Raw genomic sequence first — 15,701 nt, forward strand, 5'->3', positions numbered from 1 at the left:
ACCCCGGCGCCCTGGCCGTCGTGGTTCATCCAGAAGTAGTCGTTGATCCCCTGTTGCGGGCGCTGGTGGAAGTCGCGGCCGGCCCAGATATAGGCGTTGGGGTTAGATTCGAGGACGTTGGTGACGCCGACGTAGGCTTTTTTCAGGTTAACCTCGTCGCTCCAGTGGTCAAACATGACGTTGAGATCCCAGATGGCCCCCTGCGCGCTTTTGAACGCTTTGCTGATCTGGAATTCGCCGCCGTTGCTTTCGTTACCGAGACGACCGATCGCTGAGGCGCCGTTATAGGAGCCGTCGACGCCGACATATTTCTGGTCGCCGGTCTGGAAGTGGGCGCCATAGCGGGCGTAACCGCTAAATTTCAGGCCGAAAGGGATCGCCAGATCCGGCGAAGCCGCGGTGGTTTGCGGGTTGGTTATAACATCGACCTTCTTATTAGCCGCGGCGTCGATTTTGGCCTGGCGGTCGGCCAGCGCTTTATCGACAGCTTTCGCGACGATGGCGTCGATCTGCTCCTGGGTAAATTCTTGGGCTGTTACAGAGGTAAGCGGAGAAAACACGGCGATGACCGCCATAGTTAATGGAAGCTTTCTTATCATTGTCATCATTATCTCAATAGAGGTTAATTTTATTCAGGCAATAACAATCTGACTCTGGCCACGCAGAATATGTTGCTACTGTGAGAACAATTTAATTTTTATTTTGTTCGACTACAGAGGTTTTATACGAATAACGTTCTCCTTTCCCACAATTAAATTAATGATTAGCGCTAAAACAAGCAACGCCGCAGAGACTTGCCAGATGAATTTCATTGTATGGTGAACAAAACCATTAATCGCGCTGCACTTGACCTAAGATTGCATGAACACTCCAATATTGGTGGATGTAAGAAATGTAACAACTATGACACATCCTGTATTCTATAAACCGGTTGCTCAATTACGTTATTTCACTCAGCGATTGAGAAAACACTCAAATGTGAGCCATCTCGCAAATATCACTTTCATATATTCAACATCATAAAATCCATATAGAGTACAGAGATAATGCCAAACGGCCTTTGCTTTGAGGATCACAGAAGTAAAAAAACATAATTAATTAATTTAAAAACGTAATAGATTCTTCGCGATCTTTTGTGTCAGAAAGTGTTTCACATTCACACAACAAACCGGAGTCTGCTCAGAATGAGTAAAAACATAATGCAAAATCGCAATGATGAATATCATAAATTAACTCGCGGGGAACGTATTGGCTACGGTATGGGCGATTTTGCGCAAAACCTGGTTTTCGGCACGATCGGCGGCTTTCTTGCTCTACATATGTTGACGGTAAATACGATCAGTACAGCCACTGCGGGGTTCATTTTTCTTTTTGTCCGAATCATCAATGTTTTTTGGGATCCGATGGTTGGAACCTATGTGGACAAAAGGACCTCCGCGGCAGGGAAATATCGTCCCTGGCTATTAAGAGCCGGAGTGCCGCTAGTGATCCTTTCCGCTTTGCTTTTTGCCCCCATTCCGGGCGTCAGAGGCTCCGTACCGTTTGCTTTTATCATCTATTTAGCGCTGGATTTGGTCTATTCCCTGGTCAATATTCCTTACGGTTCTCTTAATGCCTCGCTAACCAGAGATCCCGAATCCATTGATAAATTAACCAGTACGCGAATGATGCTGGCTAATAGCGCCAACCTTTTGGTCTATACCCTGTTTCCGATGTTCGTACAAATGGCTTCACCAAAAGATCGTAGCCTCAAGGATACTGGTTTTTTTGGCATTGAACTCAACCTTGGTAACTATACCGACCCATCAGCGAATTACGCCTGGTTTGGCGTCTACTCCGTTTATATGTTATTAGGCGCGGTGGCACTTTTTATTTGTTATAAATTCACCAAAGAACGCGTCGTTGCAACCGCAGAACAGACGGCGAATGTCAAAACAACCGATCTGTTCCTTGAGCTCAAAAATAACCGTCCTCTTGTCATTCTTGGACTATTTTTCATGCTGGCCTTTACCTTTATGTTCTTTATGAACACGGTAAATGGCTTTTTCAATCAGTATGTGGTTGGTCACTCTGAGTGGATGGGCGCCGTCGGTCTGGTCGCCTCAATACCGGGTATTGCGTTCCCTATTTTTTGGCCAAAACTTAAGAAAATTTTTGGTAAGAAAGGCTTCTTCCACATTTTCCTGGGGATGTTTATTGTCGGTGAGTTATTAACGTATGTCTGGTCACGGGAAGGTATGCACGATGCGCTGTGGCTTGCTTATATCGCCACATTTATTAAACAGTGGGGCTTAACCTCAGCCACCGGATTTATGTGGGCACTGGTACCTGAAGTGATTGCCTATGGCGAATTAAAGTCTGGTAAGCGAAATGCGGCAATCATCAACGCGATTATGGGACTCTTTTTCAAGATTGGCTTTACCATCGGGGGCGCTATTCCTCTGTGGTTGCTGGCCGTCTATGGTTTTAATGAAACCGGCGCGCAACAAAGCGCGAGCGCTATCGACGGGATCATGATGACAGCGGTCTGGATCCCCATCGCCTTAGCGATTGTCTCGATGATCATCATGCAAATTTATCCTATCTCAGACAAACACGTCAGCGACATTAACCGCCAACTTGATGAGATTCGGGTGTAAAACCAATACGATTAAATTTATAAAGGTATAATGATATGTCTCTTATCCAAAACCCTATTTTGCGTGGCTTTAATGCCGACCCCAGCATTATCCGTGTTGAGGACACCTACTATATAGCCAACTCGACGTTTGAATGGTTTCCCGGCGTCCGTTTGCATGAGTCAAAGGATTTGCAGCACTGGAATCTGCTGCCGTCACCATTGTCGACCACTACTCTTTTAGATATGAAAGGCAATCCGTCTTCAGGCGGCATCTGGGCTCCGGCGCTCTCTTATGCGGATGGCAAATTCTGGTTAGTGTATACCGATGTGAAAGTCACCGAGGGTGCCTTTAAAGACATGACAAACTACCTGACCACCGCAACTGATATTCGCGGCCCGTGGAGTTCGCCGGTCAAACTTAATGGCGTAGGTTTTGATGCTTCACTTTTTCATGATGATGATGGCCGTAAATATATCGTGCAGCAAACGTGGGACCATCGAGAGTACAATCATCCTTTTGACGGCATTACCTTGACTGAACTCGATACTAAAACGCTAAAACTGATGCCCGAAACAGCAAGAACCATTTATCGCGGTACCGCAGTGGCGCTCGTTGAGGGGCCGCATCTCTATAAACTGCACGGCTATTACTATCTCTTTGCCGCTCAGGGGGGAACGGTATTTACTCATCAGGAGGTGGTGGCGCGTTCCACGACATTAAACGCCGATAGCTTTGAAACTGAGCCTGGGGAGGTATTTTTAACTAACGTTGATACCCCTGACAGCTATATCCAGAAACAAGGACACGGGGCTTTGGTTTCGACGCCCGAAGGCGAGTGGTATTATGCTTCGCTGTGCGCTCGTCCATGGAATCGCCCTGGTGAGTCAATTTATGATCCACGCGGTTGGTCCACGCTTGGCCGGGAAACGGCTATCCAAAAGGTGTACTGGGATGACGATGGCTGGCCACGAGTGGAAGGCGGTCACGGCGGTAGAACGTTTGTCGAGGGACCAAAAGACGCCATTTATACCGAAAGCACGAAAGACAACAGCCAACATGATGAATTTACAACACCAGCGCTCAATCTCAACTGGAATACCCTTCGGGTACCTTTTAGCGAAAAAATGGGTAGCACAGGCAACGGAAAGCTAACCTTAATCGGCCAGGGGTCATTAGCGAACACCCATGACCTGTCGTTGATTGCCCGCCGCTGGCAAGCCTTTTACTTTAATGCTGAAGTTAAAGTAGTCTTTAATCCCTTTAGTTACCAACAAATGGCCGGGTTAACAAATTACTACAACGATCGCCACTGGAGTTTTGCTTTTATCACCTGGAATGAAATTAACGGCAGAGTCATTGAGGTCGCCGAAAACAACCGTGGAAAATATACTTCATATTTGAAAGATAATGCGATTAAGGTTCCTGAAAACGTCGAATACGTATGGTTACGGACGAAAGTCAGGAAGCAGACCTATAGCTATGAGTATAGTTTTGACGGCATCGCGTTTATTGAAATCCCGGTGATATTAGATGCCGCTGTTCTTTCTGATGACTATGTCCTGCAGAGCTATGGCGGTTTCTTTACTGGGGCATTTGTAGGTCTTGCTGCAGTAGACTACTCCGGTTATGACGTCAGCGCCGAGTTTTACCATTTCGATTATCAGGAACTGGGCGACTCATTAATTGGCGATGATGTTTATAGCTGGGAGGCTGGCGAGCTACGTGCTGGTTAGTTTGATGAACATCTTTTATAGTCAACCTGGCGCAGATTAACCCGGTAAGATGAAAGCGAAGATCTGTGGATTGGCAATGTTTATATCAGGACGGTGGGTTCCCCCACCGTCTCATTATGACTTTTCTACTGCTTTTTAACCCCCAGACAACCGCGAACAAATTCAGGATTAAAGTGTTTCACCGCTTCACCCACATAGCCTAAATCCAGTGCGCTGATTTGCGCCATTTCGCTGTCAGTCAGTGAGAAATCCCAGATTGCAAAGTTCTCTGCAATCCGTTCCTGCCGAGTGGATTTAGGAATCACCGTGACACCGCGCTGCACGTTCCAGCGCAGGACAACCTGAGCAATGGTTTTTTGATGAGCAGCGGCAATCCCCTGAAGCATTGCATCTTCATAAGGTTTATATCTGCCACCGCCTAACGGCGCCCAGGCTTCAGGCTGAACGTTATAATGCTTCATGGTTTCCAGCGCTGCGGGTTGCGCAAAGTAAGGATGCAGTTCGACTTGATTGACCATAGGTTTAATTCTGACGGTTTCGCAAAAGTTGGCCAAGACATGCGCATAGAAGTTGGACACGCCAATGGCTTTCAATTTACCGGCTTCATAAGCCTGTTCCAACGCGCGCCAGGCGCTGAAATAATCGCCCATGGCCTGATGCAATAAATAGAGATCGAAGTAATCCAGGCCCGATTTTTTCAGTGACGCCTCGATACCGGCTTTGGCCATATCGCCATTGGCCATGTCCTGAACCCACAGTTTTGAGGTAATAAATAATTCCTCACGGGTACACAGCCCTTCGGCGATAGCTTCACGAACTGCCTCGCCCACGGCGTCTTCATTGTCATAGACGGCAGCGGTATCAATCAGGCGATAACCGGTACGAATAGCGCTTAATACCGACTGCTTACACTCTTCTTTATCGGTAACCTTAAACACGCCAAAACCGACCATCGGCATGTTGAGGTTGTTACTTAAAACTGCGTATTCCATGAAAAGGCTCCCGTCATGTGAAAACATCATTTTAGGACCGGAATGCCAGCATGATTAGTCTGTCATTTCTGATTTGACCTATGCATTGAATTCATAAATACAGGTAGGTTGATTGGCGCAACGCTACAGAGCGGAGAACGTATTGAATTAATGCCGGATATGAAACGATGATTAAGACTGAACCACAAAATATTGCTGCTATTTACCCTCATGCTCTTCACCCAACGTTAATCGTCAGGGCCGCAATTGATTATTAGATAGTCTTTTTAAGTAACTCTGATAACATGCCTGTAAAAAATGGGCCACCCTGGCGACCCATTTTTTACTCGTGGCGATTAGAACAGAATGCAGAAATAATATATGTCGCAAAAACAATAACATTCTATTATCACATTGTATTGTGAACGCGACATCAAGTTACGGCATGCCATTATGCATATATCTAACTAATCTTAATATCATCGAAGTTGATATCTTCCTCTTCTTGATTGTTATTAATAACAACATCGCGAGGAACATCTTTTTTGATGACAGCATAGATGGTTGCTGTTACTAAAATATTAACTATTAATGCCATAATACCTGCCATAGGATTTGACATTGTTGGGAGCATTAATACCCCGCCAAAAGGTACAGTTGCATCCGCACCATAAACCATGGTGATTGCACCACCACAAGCACCGCCGATTGCCGCGGCTGCAATACCGCGAACGATATCATTCATCACTATAGGGATAGATCCTTCAACAATATTCACTACCCCCATAGGAACCGCCGACTTCAACATTTCGATTTCTTCGTTATTATAGATATTTTTGCGAAGCAGCTTAGCGATAAAAAATGCAAGCCCAAAACCGATAGGTGTTGCCGTGTTGACTAACTGAAGGGCCGTAACTGGCTCATTTATACCCTGTGCCTGGAGGGTTAAGACGAATGCAAAGCACGTTTTATTGATCGGCCCACCAAAGTCAACGATACACAACGCCCCAATAACAGCACCTAACACTAAATTAGATGAAGTTCCCATACTTCTCAGGAACGATGTGAGTGCATCGGTAAAAATACCAATAGGCGTGCCGATGATATAGACCATGAGCAGAGCACTGAAAATGGATGCAAAAAATGGCACAATCAATGTCGGCATTAAACCCCGAGCCCAGCCAGGAACCTTCACATTTTTAATGATAGCAAGAGCAATATACCCGGAAATGTAGCCGCCGATCATTCCCCCGATAAAACCCGCACCAATAGCATTAGCGGCCAGACCGACAACAAAACCAGGGGCAATACCGGGCTTACCTGCGATCGAACCGGAAATTCCGATAGCAATAACGACGGGTAATAGTCCGAGTGCCTTAGCTCCCATGGTAGCGAAAGCCTGCCACAGATCAAATTGACCCGATACTAAAGTGTCCTGAACCGTCCCGCCAAAACCCATACCGATGGCAATAATAAACCCAGCGCCACAGACAATCGGAATCAAGAATGAGATGGCAGTCAGCAGATGACCTTTAGGGTTTGCTGCTTTCCATATTTCTTTTATATTCATAAATTACGCCCTTTATTTTATATAGGATACGCATAAGTAGGGGTTATGAATTGACTAATTCACCAAGCTTTTCAATAAGCTTATTTGGTGATTTAACTGCCATTTCCGTTGGTACTTTGACGACTTTCTTTCCGGCAAACCTTTCTTCACCGGAAACTTTAACATCGGCGGCTAACAGAACAATGTCGGCTTGTGCAATTTCTTCAGCGGTCAAGGCATTCTCAATACCTATAGTGCCTTGCGTTTCGATTTTGACATTGTGACCGGCCTTTTTTGCAGCTATTTCAATTTTCTTTTGCGCAATATAGGTGTGTGCAATACCTACAGTGCAGGCTGTAATTCCAACAATATTCATAACTATTCTCCAGAATGGTTTTTTAGATACTATGGCAGATCTGACAATTAATTTAAGCGCTGGCACCTTCAGCATTTAAAAGATCAATAATTTTTTGAGGGGAATCTTCCATCAGCAATTTTTCTACTATCTCTTCATCGGCAAGTGAACCTGAAACCTGGGATAATAATCGGATGTGGGTAGTATTTTGATCCACCAGGCATACAGCAAATAAAATAATACAACGAACGTCACTACCATCCATCGTTTCCCAGGGGATATGATGTTGGGTTCGTCCAATGGCCAATGCCGTACGGGCTACGCCTGAGGATTTACCATGCGGGATCGCTATATGATTTTCGAATCCAGTGGAGCCCTGTTCTTCACGTAACCAAACATCTTTCAGAAAAATATCTTTATTAATAACTGCTCCATCACGTACTAATAAGTCAGCTAATTCTTCAATTGCTTCTTCTTTACTCTTAGCCATCATGTTCAATTTGATATTTTTTACGTTCAGTACACTCGAAATGTCCATAAGTTACCTTCGTTAATATAAATAATCATTATTAATCAGCGATACCAGCTTCTGCCACCATGCAGTCTGCCAAACCTGTCGGGGCGCCTCGGTGGCCGGACAGCATCAATAGATAGCATCCGCAAGCGTGCGACGAGGCGCCGCACGCGAACTCCAGATATAAAAAGGGTTACAGCGCTCTCAACCATATAAATCTAACGCGAAGGCAAAAAGACAGACCGGTTAAATAGACTCTTTGCACCGCACAATGGCTCAATACGGCTGAGCGCGCTGCAATTTTCAGGCAGCGATTTCGCGTTGATAGATATCGACCATTTTATCCCATGCATCGCTGACATTATCCGCCAGGGAGAACAGGCCCGAGGTTCCCACAATAAAGACGTCAACGCCCGATTGGGAGATAACATTAAAAGTTTTCTCGTTACAGGAGCCGTCAATTTCGGTCAGATAGTGGTACCCATGCGCTTCGCGCATCGCGATCAGCTGTTTAATTTTATTGAGCGACTCCGGGATAAACTTCTGACCTGCGTAGCCTGGGTCAACTGACATGACGGTCACTTTATCCAGCAGGTGCGCGTACTCTTTAATAGCATCCGCCGGTGTAGCAGGGTTCAACACCACGCCGCAGCGACGACCAGCGTCTTTAATCTGGTTCAACAGACGGAATATTTTGTTATTCGCCGTCTCAGGGTGGAAGCTGATAATATCGGCCCCGGCATCAATACACATTGGAATTATATCTTCCGGGTGATTCACCATTAGATGTACGTCGATCGGCACATCGGTAATTTTTTTCAGGTTTTCGATAAAAAACGGTGATAGCGTAATATTCTTCACATAGTTACCGTCCATAATATCGACGTGATAAAAATCAGCCCGACCGTTCATTGCCGTAATTTGCTCTCTGAATTGCGTTAAATCCATACACATTAACGAGGGCGAAAATTTAGCTGCCATACCTCACCTCTTTAAAATTAGTTAGTTAAACAGTGACACGACATGCCCAAGAATGATGCCAACAACGCCAAAGTCCGCATCGCCAAAGGTGGTGGATGCAAAGCCAAGGTCGCCCATCAGGGGCAGCAAAATCGCGGGCAAAAAAGAAATCAACAGACCGTGGGCGAATGCCCCCACCACCGCGCCGCGACGACCGCCGCAGATGTTGCCGTAAACGCCCGCCGTCGCGCCGCAGAAAAAGTGTGGCACCAGGCCGGGAACAATGACGCTCAGGCCAAGCAGCGGACACAGGAACATACTCACCAGACCAGCGGCAAAACTTGACAGGAAGCCGACGATCACCGCGTTCGGGGCGAACGGAAAGACGGTTGGACAGTCGAGCGCCGGTTTCGCGTCTTTCACCAGCTTGTCGGCGATGCCTTTAAAGGCCGGAACAATTTCGGCAATAATCATGCGAACACCCGCAAGGATGATCCACACGCCCGCCGCGAAGGTCAGCGATTGGATAATGGCGAAGATGATAAAGTTCTGACCACCACTGATGCTGGTCTCAACAAACTCTTTACCTGCGACCAGTACCAGAATCAGGAACAGAATCATCATCGTCAGCGAGATGGCTACCGAGGAGTCACGCAGGAAGTTCAGCGTTTTCGGCACTTTCAGCTCTTCAATCGACGGGCTGCCTTTACCGATCGCCTTCCCCACCAGCGCCGACAGCAGATACCCGGTTGAACCAAAGTGGCCCAGCGCCAGGTCATCAGTGCCTGTAATTTTGCGGGTAAATGGCTGCAGAATAGCCGGAGAGACCACCATCATGATACCGAGGATTACCGCCCCCACCAGTACCACCCAGAACGGCGACAGACCGCCGACAGAAAGAATGACAGCCAGCATCGCCGACATATACAGCGTGTGGTGGCCGGTCAGGAAGATGTATTTCAGCGGCGTAATACGGGCAAGGACGATGTTAAACAACATCCCCAGCACCATGATCATGGCTGTCGCAGTACCGTAGTTTTTCTGCGCCAGCGCCGCCATGGCGTCAGTATTGGGTACAACCCCCTGAATATGGAAGGAGTGCTCAAACAGCTGGCTAAACGTCGTTAACGTCGTGGCGACAATCGCCGCCCCGGATGTTAATATCACAAACCCCATAATGGTTTTGAGGGTTCCGGAAATAACGTCGGAAACTGCTTTTTTCTGCAATAATAAGCCGATCAGGGAAAACAGACCGACCAGTATTGCTGGTGTGCCCAACACATCATGAATAATAAACTGCAGCATAGAATGACTCCGTAAGGCCGCAAATAATTAATCAGAGATTCTCGGAAAGAATTTCTTTGATTTTATTGTTATCCAGCAGGTTAGATAAACCAAAAACCTGTGCAGAATGGCTGGACAGATGTTCAGCTATATCCCTGGCGCTAAGAATAATATCGGCAGTTTCGCTTTTTGCTGAAGTCAGATCGGTATGGGAAACCTCTGCTTCTTTATTCAACTCTGTAATGATTTTTTTTACGTTCATTTCAACGATAAAGCTACTACCTAAACCGTTACCACAAACAATCAGAATCTTTTTCATCTCTACCTCATTATCCATTGATAACGGCTTGAATTGTTTTCATTGATGATGCTTTCAGCAGTGCTGAGAGTCGTTCATCATCGCTAAAAATGTCCGCCAGTGCTGTAATCATATTGATGTGTTCATCTCCCGAAAGCGCACACAGCATAATCACGACGTAAATAGGGTCATTATCTTCCGAATCAAAAGAAACGCCTTTTTTAATATGTAATAGCGATAGCCCGTTTTTAATAGCCCCTTGCTCCGGGCGAGCATGTGGCATCGCCAGACCAGGCGCTAAAACATAATAAGGACCAAGTTTTTGGTGGCTGTTAAAAATGGCCTGAATATAATTTTCAGTAATCGCCTCTTTCGCCAATAAGGGTTGGGCCGATAATGTAATTGCCTGTTTCCAGTCACTAATTGAATCTACAATCTGGATATTTTCCGTGGGTAGCCAGGTCGTAATCATAAATACCCCGATGGCGTTTAAGGTGCGCCTACTATAGTGGAATGCCTTTACGGCTTACCGTGATCTCCCTCGCAAAGTTAGCGCTAACATGGTAGCTGTGTTAAAATTATTGTTACCGCTAACTTGATAAACCATACTTATCATTACTTTGCTGTTGGGCAATGCGCAAAGCGCTAAATATCATTTACAATGGCTGCCCAGTCAGGCGAAAGGAGGAAATCAGTGCAGACGTTAGAAGCGGACGATGGCGCGAGAGAAAAACGCAGAAAAAATACCGGTAAAATTACGCTCGCTGAAGTAGCAAAACTGGTTGGCGTTAGCACAATGACCGTGTCTCGCGCGTTACGGATGCCTGAAAAAGTGAACCCTGAACTGCGCACACGCATAGAAGCAGCGGTAAGCGAACTGGGCTATGTGCCAAATCTGCAGGCCCGCAACCTTGCCTCCGCTGACTCTAGCCTGGTGATGGGCGTGGTTCCCTCTTTTTCCTCCCCGGGCTTTCTTGCCGTCTCCGAAACACTGCAGACCGTGCTCGCGACCCAGGGCTATAGCATGATGTTTATCGAATCCGGCCAGGGTGGACAGAGTGAAGAAAAAGCTTTTGCGCAAATGCTCGCTTACAACCCGGCTGCGATTGTTCAATTCAATATTGATAACATCAGCAGTTGTTCGCAAATGATAAGTAATACCGGCGTGCCGGTGGTTGAGATTGGCGCCATCAATCGTGATGCGAGCTGGGTTAGCATTGGTGTTGACTATGCTGCAGCCATCAAAAAGTTGGTCACCTCGCTTGTACAGGCCGGATACAAAAATATCGGCCTGCTTTGCACGGCTTCCAATAACATTATGTTTCGCCAGGTCCTGAGCGGCTGGAACAGCGCGATGCTCTCCGTTAACCACTCTCCGCATCGCGTGGTGACCTCTCACCTGGCGGCAGGTATTACGACCGGCCTGAACCTGCTCGGTGATATTCGTATCACCTGGCCCGAACTGGATGCGCTGATTTGCACATCCGATGAAATCGCCTGCGGTTGCATTATGGCCTGCCATGGCGCGGGGCAAAAAGTGCCCGACTCTCTGGCACTGGCAAGCCTGAGCGGAGGGACTCTTGCCGCCGTTTGTTCACCGGCGCTGACTGCCGTCGAATTTCCCTGGAGTGAAACGGGAACCCTCGCAGGACAGACATTGCTGGAGCTCCTGGCGGGTAATTCGACAGATAAATTCATTGAATTACCTTCAGCGTTACAAGTTCGCGCCAGCACCAGAAAGCCGTAGTTTTAGTGACATATTTATTGATTTGTTATCCCGCCAAATACGGCAGGATAACTATGAGTCAGAAAAGTGATGTTTTCATCTGCGGCGGGAAATGGTCAGAAAGAGAGACTGGCGCTGCAAGCCGCGCCAGTTCTGGGGTTAGCGATGGTTGCCTGACGCCATCAGGCAACCGGTACTGATTAATGCTTCACAATATACATCGTGCGGCTGTAGGCCACGTCTTCCGGATTGGTGATCGGGTATCCTTTTAACCACGGCTTGATCAGGCGGCCATTGGTATACTGATAAATCGGCGCAATAGGCGCTTTGGCCATGATGATTTTCTCTGCCGCATTGTAATCATCGTTACGCGCTTTTTCCGAGGTTTCCTGCGCCGCCTGAGCGAGGATCTTATCGTATGCCGGATCGTTAAACCGCGAGATATTACCGCTATGAGTAGAAGTGAGTAGCGACAGGAAGGTCGACGGCTCGTTGTAGTCCCCTACCCACGACGCGCGGATAACGTCGAAATTACCGGTATTACGACTATCGATGTAGGTCTTCCACTCCTGGTTTTGCAGTTTCACGTCGACACCGAGGTTTTTCTTCCACATTGACGCCACGGCGATGGCGATCTTTTGGTGATTTTCCGACGTGTTGTACAGCAGCGTCAGCTTCAGCGGACGGTCCGGGCCATATCCTGCCGCCGATAGCAGCGCTTTAGCCTGGGCATTAAGCTCGGCCTGGCTCATACTTTCAAACTGCGAAGGCTGCGGAGTAAAGCCTGCGGTGACATCAGGGGTGAATCGCCAGGCCGGTTTCTCGCCGGTGCCGAGGATCTTCTCCGCCATAATCCGCCGGTCGATGGTCATGCTTAACGCCAGGCGCACGCGCTCATCGGCGGTTGGCCCTTTCTGCGTATTGAAGGCGTAATAATAGGTACCTAACTGCGGCGGCGTGTAGACCTGTCCGGGAATATCCTTCAGCAGCTTCTGATACATATTTTTCGGGAAGGATTCGGTGATATCAATATCCCCCGCCAGATAGCGTTTGGTCGCCGAGGATTCCTGGTTAATCGGCACGAAAGTCACCTGCTTAATCACCGTTTTGGCGTTATCCCAGTACTGTGTATTCGGCACGACAACCAGTTTCTCATTCACCACCCGGTCTTTCAGCACATAGGCGCCGTTGCCGATAAGGCTGCCCGGGCGCGTCCAGCTAGCGCCGCTTTCAACGTTGGCTTTCTGCACCGGGTAGAACGCAAAGCTGGCGGTCAGGTTGCTGAACCACGGCAGCGGTTTATCCAACTGCACGCGCAGCGTGTGGGCATCTACCGCCGTCACCCCGAGGGTGTCTGGCGCCGCTTTACCATCAATAATATTTTGCGCATTACTGATACCCGCTAAGGCGGCAAACCAGGCAAATGGCGAGGTGGTTTTCGGATCGACCAGCCGCTGCCAGCTATAGACGAAATCCTGCGCCGTCACCGGAGTGCCGTCGGACCAGCGCGCATTATCGCGCAGGGTAAAGGTCCAGACGCGGTTATCGTTGCTCTGCCAGCGGGTCGCCACACCAGGGATGATATTGCCCTTCGCATCCTGGTTCACCAGCCCTTCGAACAGATCGCGGATAACCTGAATTTCCGGCAGGCCGACGGCTTTAGCGGGATCTAATGAAGCGGGCTCGTCTTTGATATGGCGTACCAGCTGCTGTTTTTCAGCTAATACGGTTCCCGGAGGCACGTCAGCCGCCCAGGCAAGAGAAGAAACGCTGGCTAACCACAGCGCGCCGCATGTCAATGTGACAGGATACTTCATGAGATCCCCTTTTAAATGAACAAACCAGTGCTGGCAGAGCGATAATTATTTGTTTCCCCAGCTGAAATTGCAAACGGCTTATGATAGAAAATTGACATGACGAGTTTTTTCGCCAGCCATGGAAACTATTTGATTCCGGGGCGCTTTTCTACAACACTGCTAACAATAACCTGATGACAGGATACCCTATGCCCGTTTCACGCCCTCGCCCCTTGCGCGGCGCTTTCCCGCCAGGCACGCAACGCTACGGCCAGTCGCATCTCGGCGCGCCGCTGCTGTGGTTCCCCGCTCCGCTGGCCGATAGCCGCAGCGGTCTGATTATCGCCGGCACGCACGGCGACGAAAACTCGTCGATCGTCACCCTCTCCTGCGCGTTGCGCACGCTGAAACCGGAGCTACGTCGCCATCACGTCGTTCTCACAGTCAACCCCGATGGCTGTCAGTTAGGGCTACGCGCCAACGCCCGCGGCATCGATCTCAACCGTAACTTTCCGGCCGCTAACTGGAAGGCGGGAGAAACGGTGTATCGCTGGAATAGCGCCGCGGAAGAGCGCGATGTAGTGCTGCTGACCGGTGAAAAGCCAGGTTCGGAACCCGAAACCCAGGCGCTGTGCCAGCTGATCCACCAGATCCACCCGGCGTGGGTGGTCTCCTTCCACGATCCGCTAGCCTGCATTGAAGACCCCGGCCACAGCGAGCTTGGACAATGGCTTGCCGGGGCCTTTAATTTACCGCTGGTGGGCAGCGTCGGTTACGAAACGCCAGGCTCTTTCGGCAGCTGGTGCGCCAATATCGGCCTGCCGTGCATTACCGCCGAATTCCCGCCGGTCTCCGCCGACGAAGCCACAGAAAAGTACCTCGCGGCGATGACCGATTTACTGCACTGGCACACTCACAGATGAAGCAGGCCGGTGCTGAACTGCAGCGCCGGCTCGACATCCACCGCCAGCCAGGTCGGTCCATCAAGGTCCGCGAAACGGGCCAACGGCGCCAGCGGCAGCGCGGCGGAAATGGCCCGTGAAGTACAAAGCATACAGCCCAGCATCCGCGTATAGCCCAGCCGTTCAGCCTCCTGCGCCAATAGCAATGCCTCGGTCAAACCACCGGTTTTATCCAACTTAATGTTGACCATTTCGTAGCGGCCCGCCAGCGCCGGCAGGCTTTCCCGCGTATGACAGCTCTCATCGGCGCAGATCGGCAGCGGATGAATAAAGTTTTCCAACGCCTCATCCGCGCCGGCCGGCAACGGCTGTTCCAGCATCGCCACGCCAAGATCGGCCAGCAGCTGGCAGCGAGCCGCCAGACCCTCGCCACGCCACGCTTCGTTAGCATCCACGATCAAGGTCGCCTGCGGCACCGCGTCGCGAATAGCAACCAGCCGCTCGCTAATCAAATGATCGTCGAGCTTGACCTTCAGCAGCCGCGCGCCTTTCTCCCACAGCGCGGCGGCGCTGGCCGCCATCTGTTCCGGCGTGCCGATTACCACGGTTTGCGCCGTCACCACTTCGCGCGGCAGATTGACGCCAAGCAGCTGCGGCAACGTTTTCCCCGCGCGGCGCGCCTCCAGATCCCACAGCGCACAGTCGACGGCGTTGCGCGCGGCTCCTGCCGGCAGTAGCTGTTGCACCTGCTCGCGGGTAGCGCCGCGCTCAAGCTGCTCGCCGATTGCCATAATCTGCGCCATCACCGAGGCGATGCTCTCACCGTAGCGCGGATAAGGCGTACATTCTCCGGCCCCTTTTACCCCATCCTCTTCTATTTCCACCACGACAACTTTGGCCTCGCTGCGGCTGCCGCGAGAAATAACAAACGGCGTGTGTAGCGGCCATGATTCTTCAAAAACTCGAAGGTTGCGCATTCCCTGGGCCTCTTA

At 49.4% G+C, this 15,701-nt stretch carries 15 protein-coding genes; 4 read left to right on the top strand and 11 right to left on the bottom strand.

The features are described from left to right. On the bottom strand, positions 1 to 605 hold a 605-nt coding region (locus PGR09_RS07695), incomplete at its 3' end, for a carbohydrate porin (RefSeq protein ID WP_430916012.1). A 594-nt stretch (positions 606 to 1,199) separates the two neighbouring features. Here PGR09_RS07695 and PGR09_RS07700 point away from each other — a divergent pair. Next, a complete protein-coding gene (locus tag PGR09_RS07700; protein ID WP_161801886.1) occupies positions 1,200 to 2,639 on the top strand; it encodes an MFS transporter in 1,440 nt (479 codons plus the stop codon). Between the two features lie 35 nt (positions 2,640 to 2,674). Beyond that, positions 2,675 to 4,354: a glycoside hydrolase family 43 protein gene (locus PGR09_RS07705; RefSeq protein WP_320482709.1), complete on the top strand. Its 1,680-nt coding sequence runs from the start codon at positions 2,675 to 2,677 to the stop codon at positions 4,352 to 4,354. A 125-nt stretch (positions 4,355 to 4,479) separates the two neighbouring features. Here the strand turns inward: PGR09_RS07705 and PGR09_RS07710 are convergent, their stop codons facing one another. The 8 genes from PGR09_RS07710 to PGR09_RS07745 form a co-directional block, all read right to left on the bottom strand. Further along, on the bottom strand, positions 4,480 to 5,346 hold the full coding sequence (locus PGR09_RS07710) for an aldo/keto reductase (RefSeq protein WP_047047287.1): 867 nt from the start codon (positions 5,344 to 5,346) through the stop codon (positions 4,480 to 4,482). Between the two features lie 442 nt (positions 5,347 to 5,788). Next, entirely contained in the window at positions 5,789 to 6,895 is a 1,107-nt protein-coding gene (locus PGR09_RS07715; protein WP_430916013.1) for a PTS fructose transporter subunit IIC, read from the bottom strand. Between the two features lie 43 nt (positions 6,896 to 6,938). Beyond that, complete coding sequence (locus PGR09_RS07720) at positions 6,939 to 7,250, bottom strand: PTS fructose transporter subunit IIB (RefSeq protein WP_001028229.1); 312 nt, start codon at positions 7,248 to 7,250, stop codon at positions 6,939 to 6,941. A 52-nt stretch (positions 7,251 to 7,302) separates the two neighbouring features. Continuing rightward, entirely contained in the window at positions 7,303 to 7,767 is a 465-nt protein-coding gene (locus tag PGR09_RS07725) for a PTS sugar transporter subunit IIA (RefSeq protein WP_047078483.1), read from the bottom strand. A gap of 279 nt (positions 7,768 to 8,046) precedes the next feature. Beyond that, complete coding sequence (gene alsE / locus PGR09_RS07730; protein WP_032711805.1) at positions 8,047 to 8,724, bottom strand: D-allulose 6-phosphate 3-epimerase; 678 nt, start codon at positions 8,722 to 8,724, stop codon at positions 8,047 to 8,049. 21 nt (positions 8,725 to 8,745) lie between these two features. Beyond that, entirely contained in the window at positions 8,746 to 10,008 is a 1,263-nt protein-coding gene (locus PGR09_RS07735) for a PTS ascorbate transporter subunit IIC (protein ID WP_015366288.1), read from the bottom strand. Positions 10,009 to 10,039: 31 nt separating this feature from the next. Then, positions 10,040 to 10,306 (bottom strand): PTS sugar transporter subunit IIB, encoded by a 267-nt coding sequence (locus PGR09_RS07740; protein WP_045393078.1) that lies wholly within the window; start codon positions 10,304 to 10,306, stop codon positions 10,040 to 10,042. Between the two features lie 10 nt (positions 10,307 to 10,316). Continuing rightward, positions 10,317 to 10,757: a PTS sugar transporter subunit IIA gene (locus PGR09_RS07745; RefSeq protein ID WP_045393081.1), complete on the bottom strand. Its 441-nt coding sequence runs from the start codon at positions 10,755 to 10,757 to the stop codon at positions 10,317 to 10,319. A gap of 222 nt (positions 10,758 to 10,979) precedes the next feature. Here PGR09_RS07745 and PGR09_RS07750 point away from each other — a divergent pair, with 222 nt between their 5' ends. Beyond that, positions 10,980 to 12,032: a LacI family DNA-binding transcriptional regulator gene (locus PGR09_RS07750; protein WP_072251429.1), complete on the top strand. Its 1,053-nt coding sequence runs from the start codon at positions 10,980 to 10,982 to the stop codon at positions 12,030 to 12,032. A gap of 179 nt (positions 12,033 to 12,211) precedes the next feature. Here PGR09_RS07750 and PGR09_RS07755 read toward each other — a convergent pair whose 3' ends face one another. Continuing rightward, complete coding sequence (locus PGR09_RS07755) at positions 12,212 to 13,828, bottom strand: peptide ABC transporter substrate-binding protein (protein WP_063416258.1); 1,617 nt, start codon at positions 13,826 to 13,828, stop codon at positions 12,212 to 12,214. Positions 13,829 to 14,016: 188 nt separating this feature from the next. On the opposite strand from PGR09_RS07755, the gene mpaA reads away from it, so the two are divergent. Continuing rightward, positions 14,017 to 14,730, top strand: coding sequence for a murein tripeptide amidase MpaA (mpaA, locus tag PGR09_RS07760; protein ID WP_430916014.1), 714 nt, complete (start codon positions 14,017 to 14,019; stop codon positions 14,728 to 14,730). Here mpaA and ycjG read toward each other — a convergent pair. Then, positions 14,721 to 15,686 carry an L-Ala-D/L-Glu epimerase gene (gene ycjG / locus PGR09_RS07765; protein ID WP_045393093.1) on the bottom strand — a complete coding sequence of 322 codons (966 nt, stop codon included), beginning with the start codon at positions 15,684 to 15,686 and terminating at the stop codon, positions 14,721 to 14,723. The genes mpaA and ycjG overlap by 10 nt on opposite strands. Between the last annotated feature and the right edge of the window lie 15 nt (positions 15,687 to 15,701).

Origin of the sequence: Klebsiella sp. 141251, assembly GCF_050600725.1 — a bacterium.
Classification (GTDB): domain Bacteria; phylum Pseudomonadota; class Gammaproteobacteria; order Enterobacterales; family Enterobacteriaceae; genus Klebsiella; species Klebsiella aerogenes.

Coding starts and splice junctions, on each gene's coding strand:
- PGR09_RS07735 (WP_015366288.1), bottom strand. CDS start 10,008: ATGCTGCAGTTTATTATTCATGATGTGTTGGGCACACCAGCAATACTG.
- alsE (WP_032711805.1), bottom strand. CDS start 8,724: ATGGCAGCTAAATTTTCGCCCTCGTTAATGTGTATGGATTTAACGCAA.
- mpaA (WP_430916014.1), top strand. CDS start 14,017: ATGCCCGTTTCACGCCCTCGCCCCTTGCGCGGCGCTTTCCCGCCAGGC.
- PGR09_RS07705 (WP_320482709.1), top strand. CDS start 2,675: ATGTCTCTTATCCAAAACCCTATTTTGCGTGGCTTTAATGCCGACCCC.
- PGR09_RS07745 (WP_045393081.1), bottom strand. CDS start 10,757: ATGATTACGACCTGGCTACCCACGGAAAATATCCAGATTGTAGATTCA.
- ycjG (WP_045393093.1), bottom strand. CDS start 15,686: ATGCGCAACCTTCGAGTTTTTGAAGAATCATGGCCGCTACACACGCCG.
- PGR09_RS07755 (WP_063416258.1), bottom strand. CDS start 13,828: ATGAAGTATCCTGTCACATTGACATGCGGCGCGCTGTGGTTAGCCAGC.
- PGR09_RS07725 (WP_047078483.1), bottom strand. CDS start 7,767: ATGGACATTTCGAGTGTACTGAACGTAAAAAATATCAAATTGAACATG.
- PGR09_RS07715 (WP_430916013.1), bottom strand. CDS start 6,895: ATGAATATAAAAGAAATATGGAAAGCAGCAAACCCTAAAGGTCATCTG.
- PGR09_RS07700 (WP_161801886.1), top strand. CDS start 1,200: ATGCAAAATCGCAATGATGAATATCATAAATTAACTCGCGGGGAACGT.
- PGR09_RS07720 (WP_001028229.1), bottom strand. CDS start 7,250: ATGAATATTGTTGGAATTACAGCCTGCACTGTAGGTATTGCACACACC.
- PGR09_RS07740 (WP_045393078.1), bottom strand. CDS start 10,306: ATGAAAAAGATTCTGATTGTTTGTGGTAACGGTTTAGGTAGTAGCTTT.
- PGR09_RS07710 (WP_047047287.1), bottom strand. CDS start 5,346: ATGGAATACGCAGTTTTAAGTAACAACCTCAACATGCCGATGGTCGGT.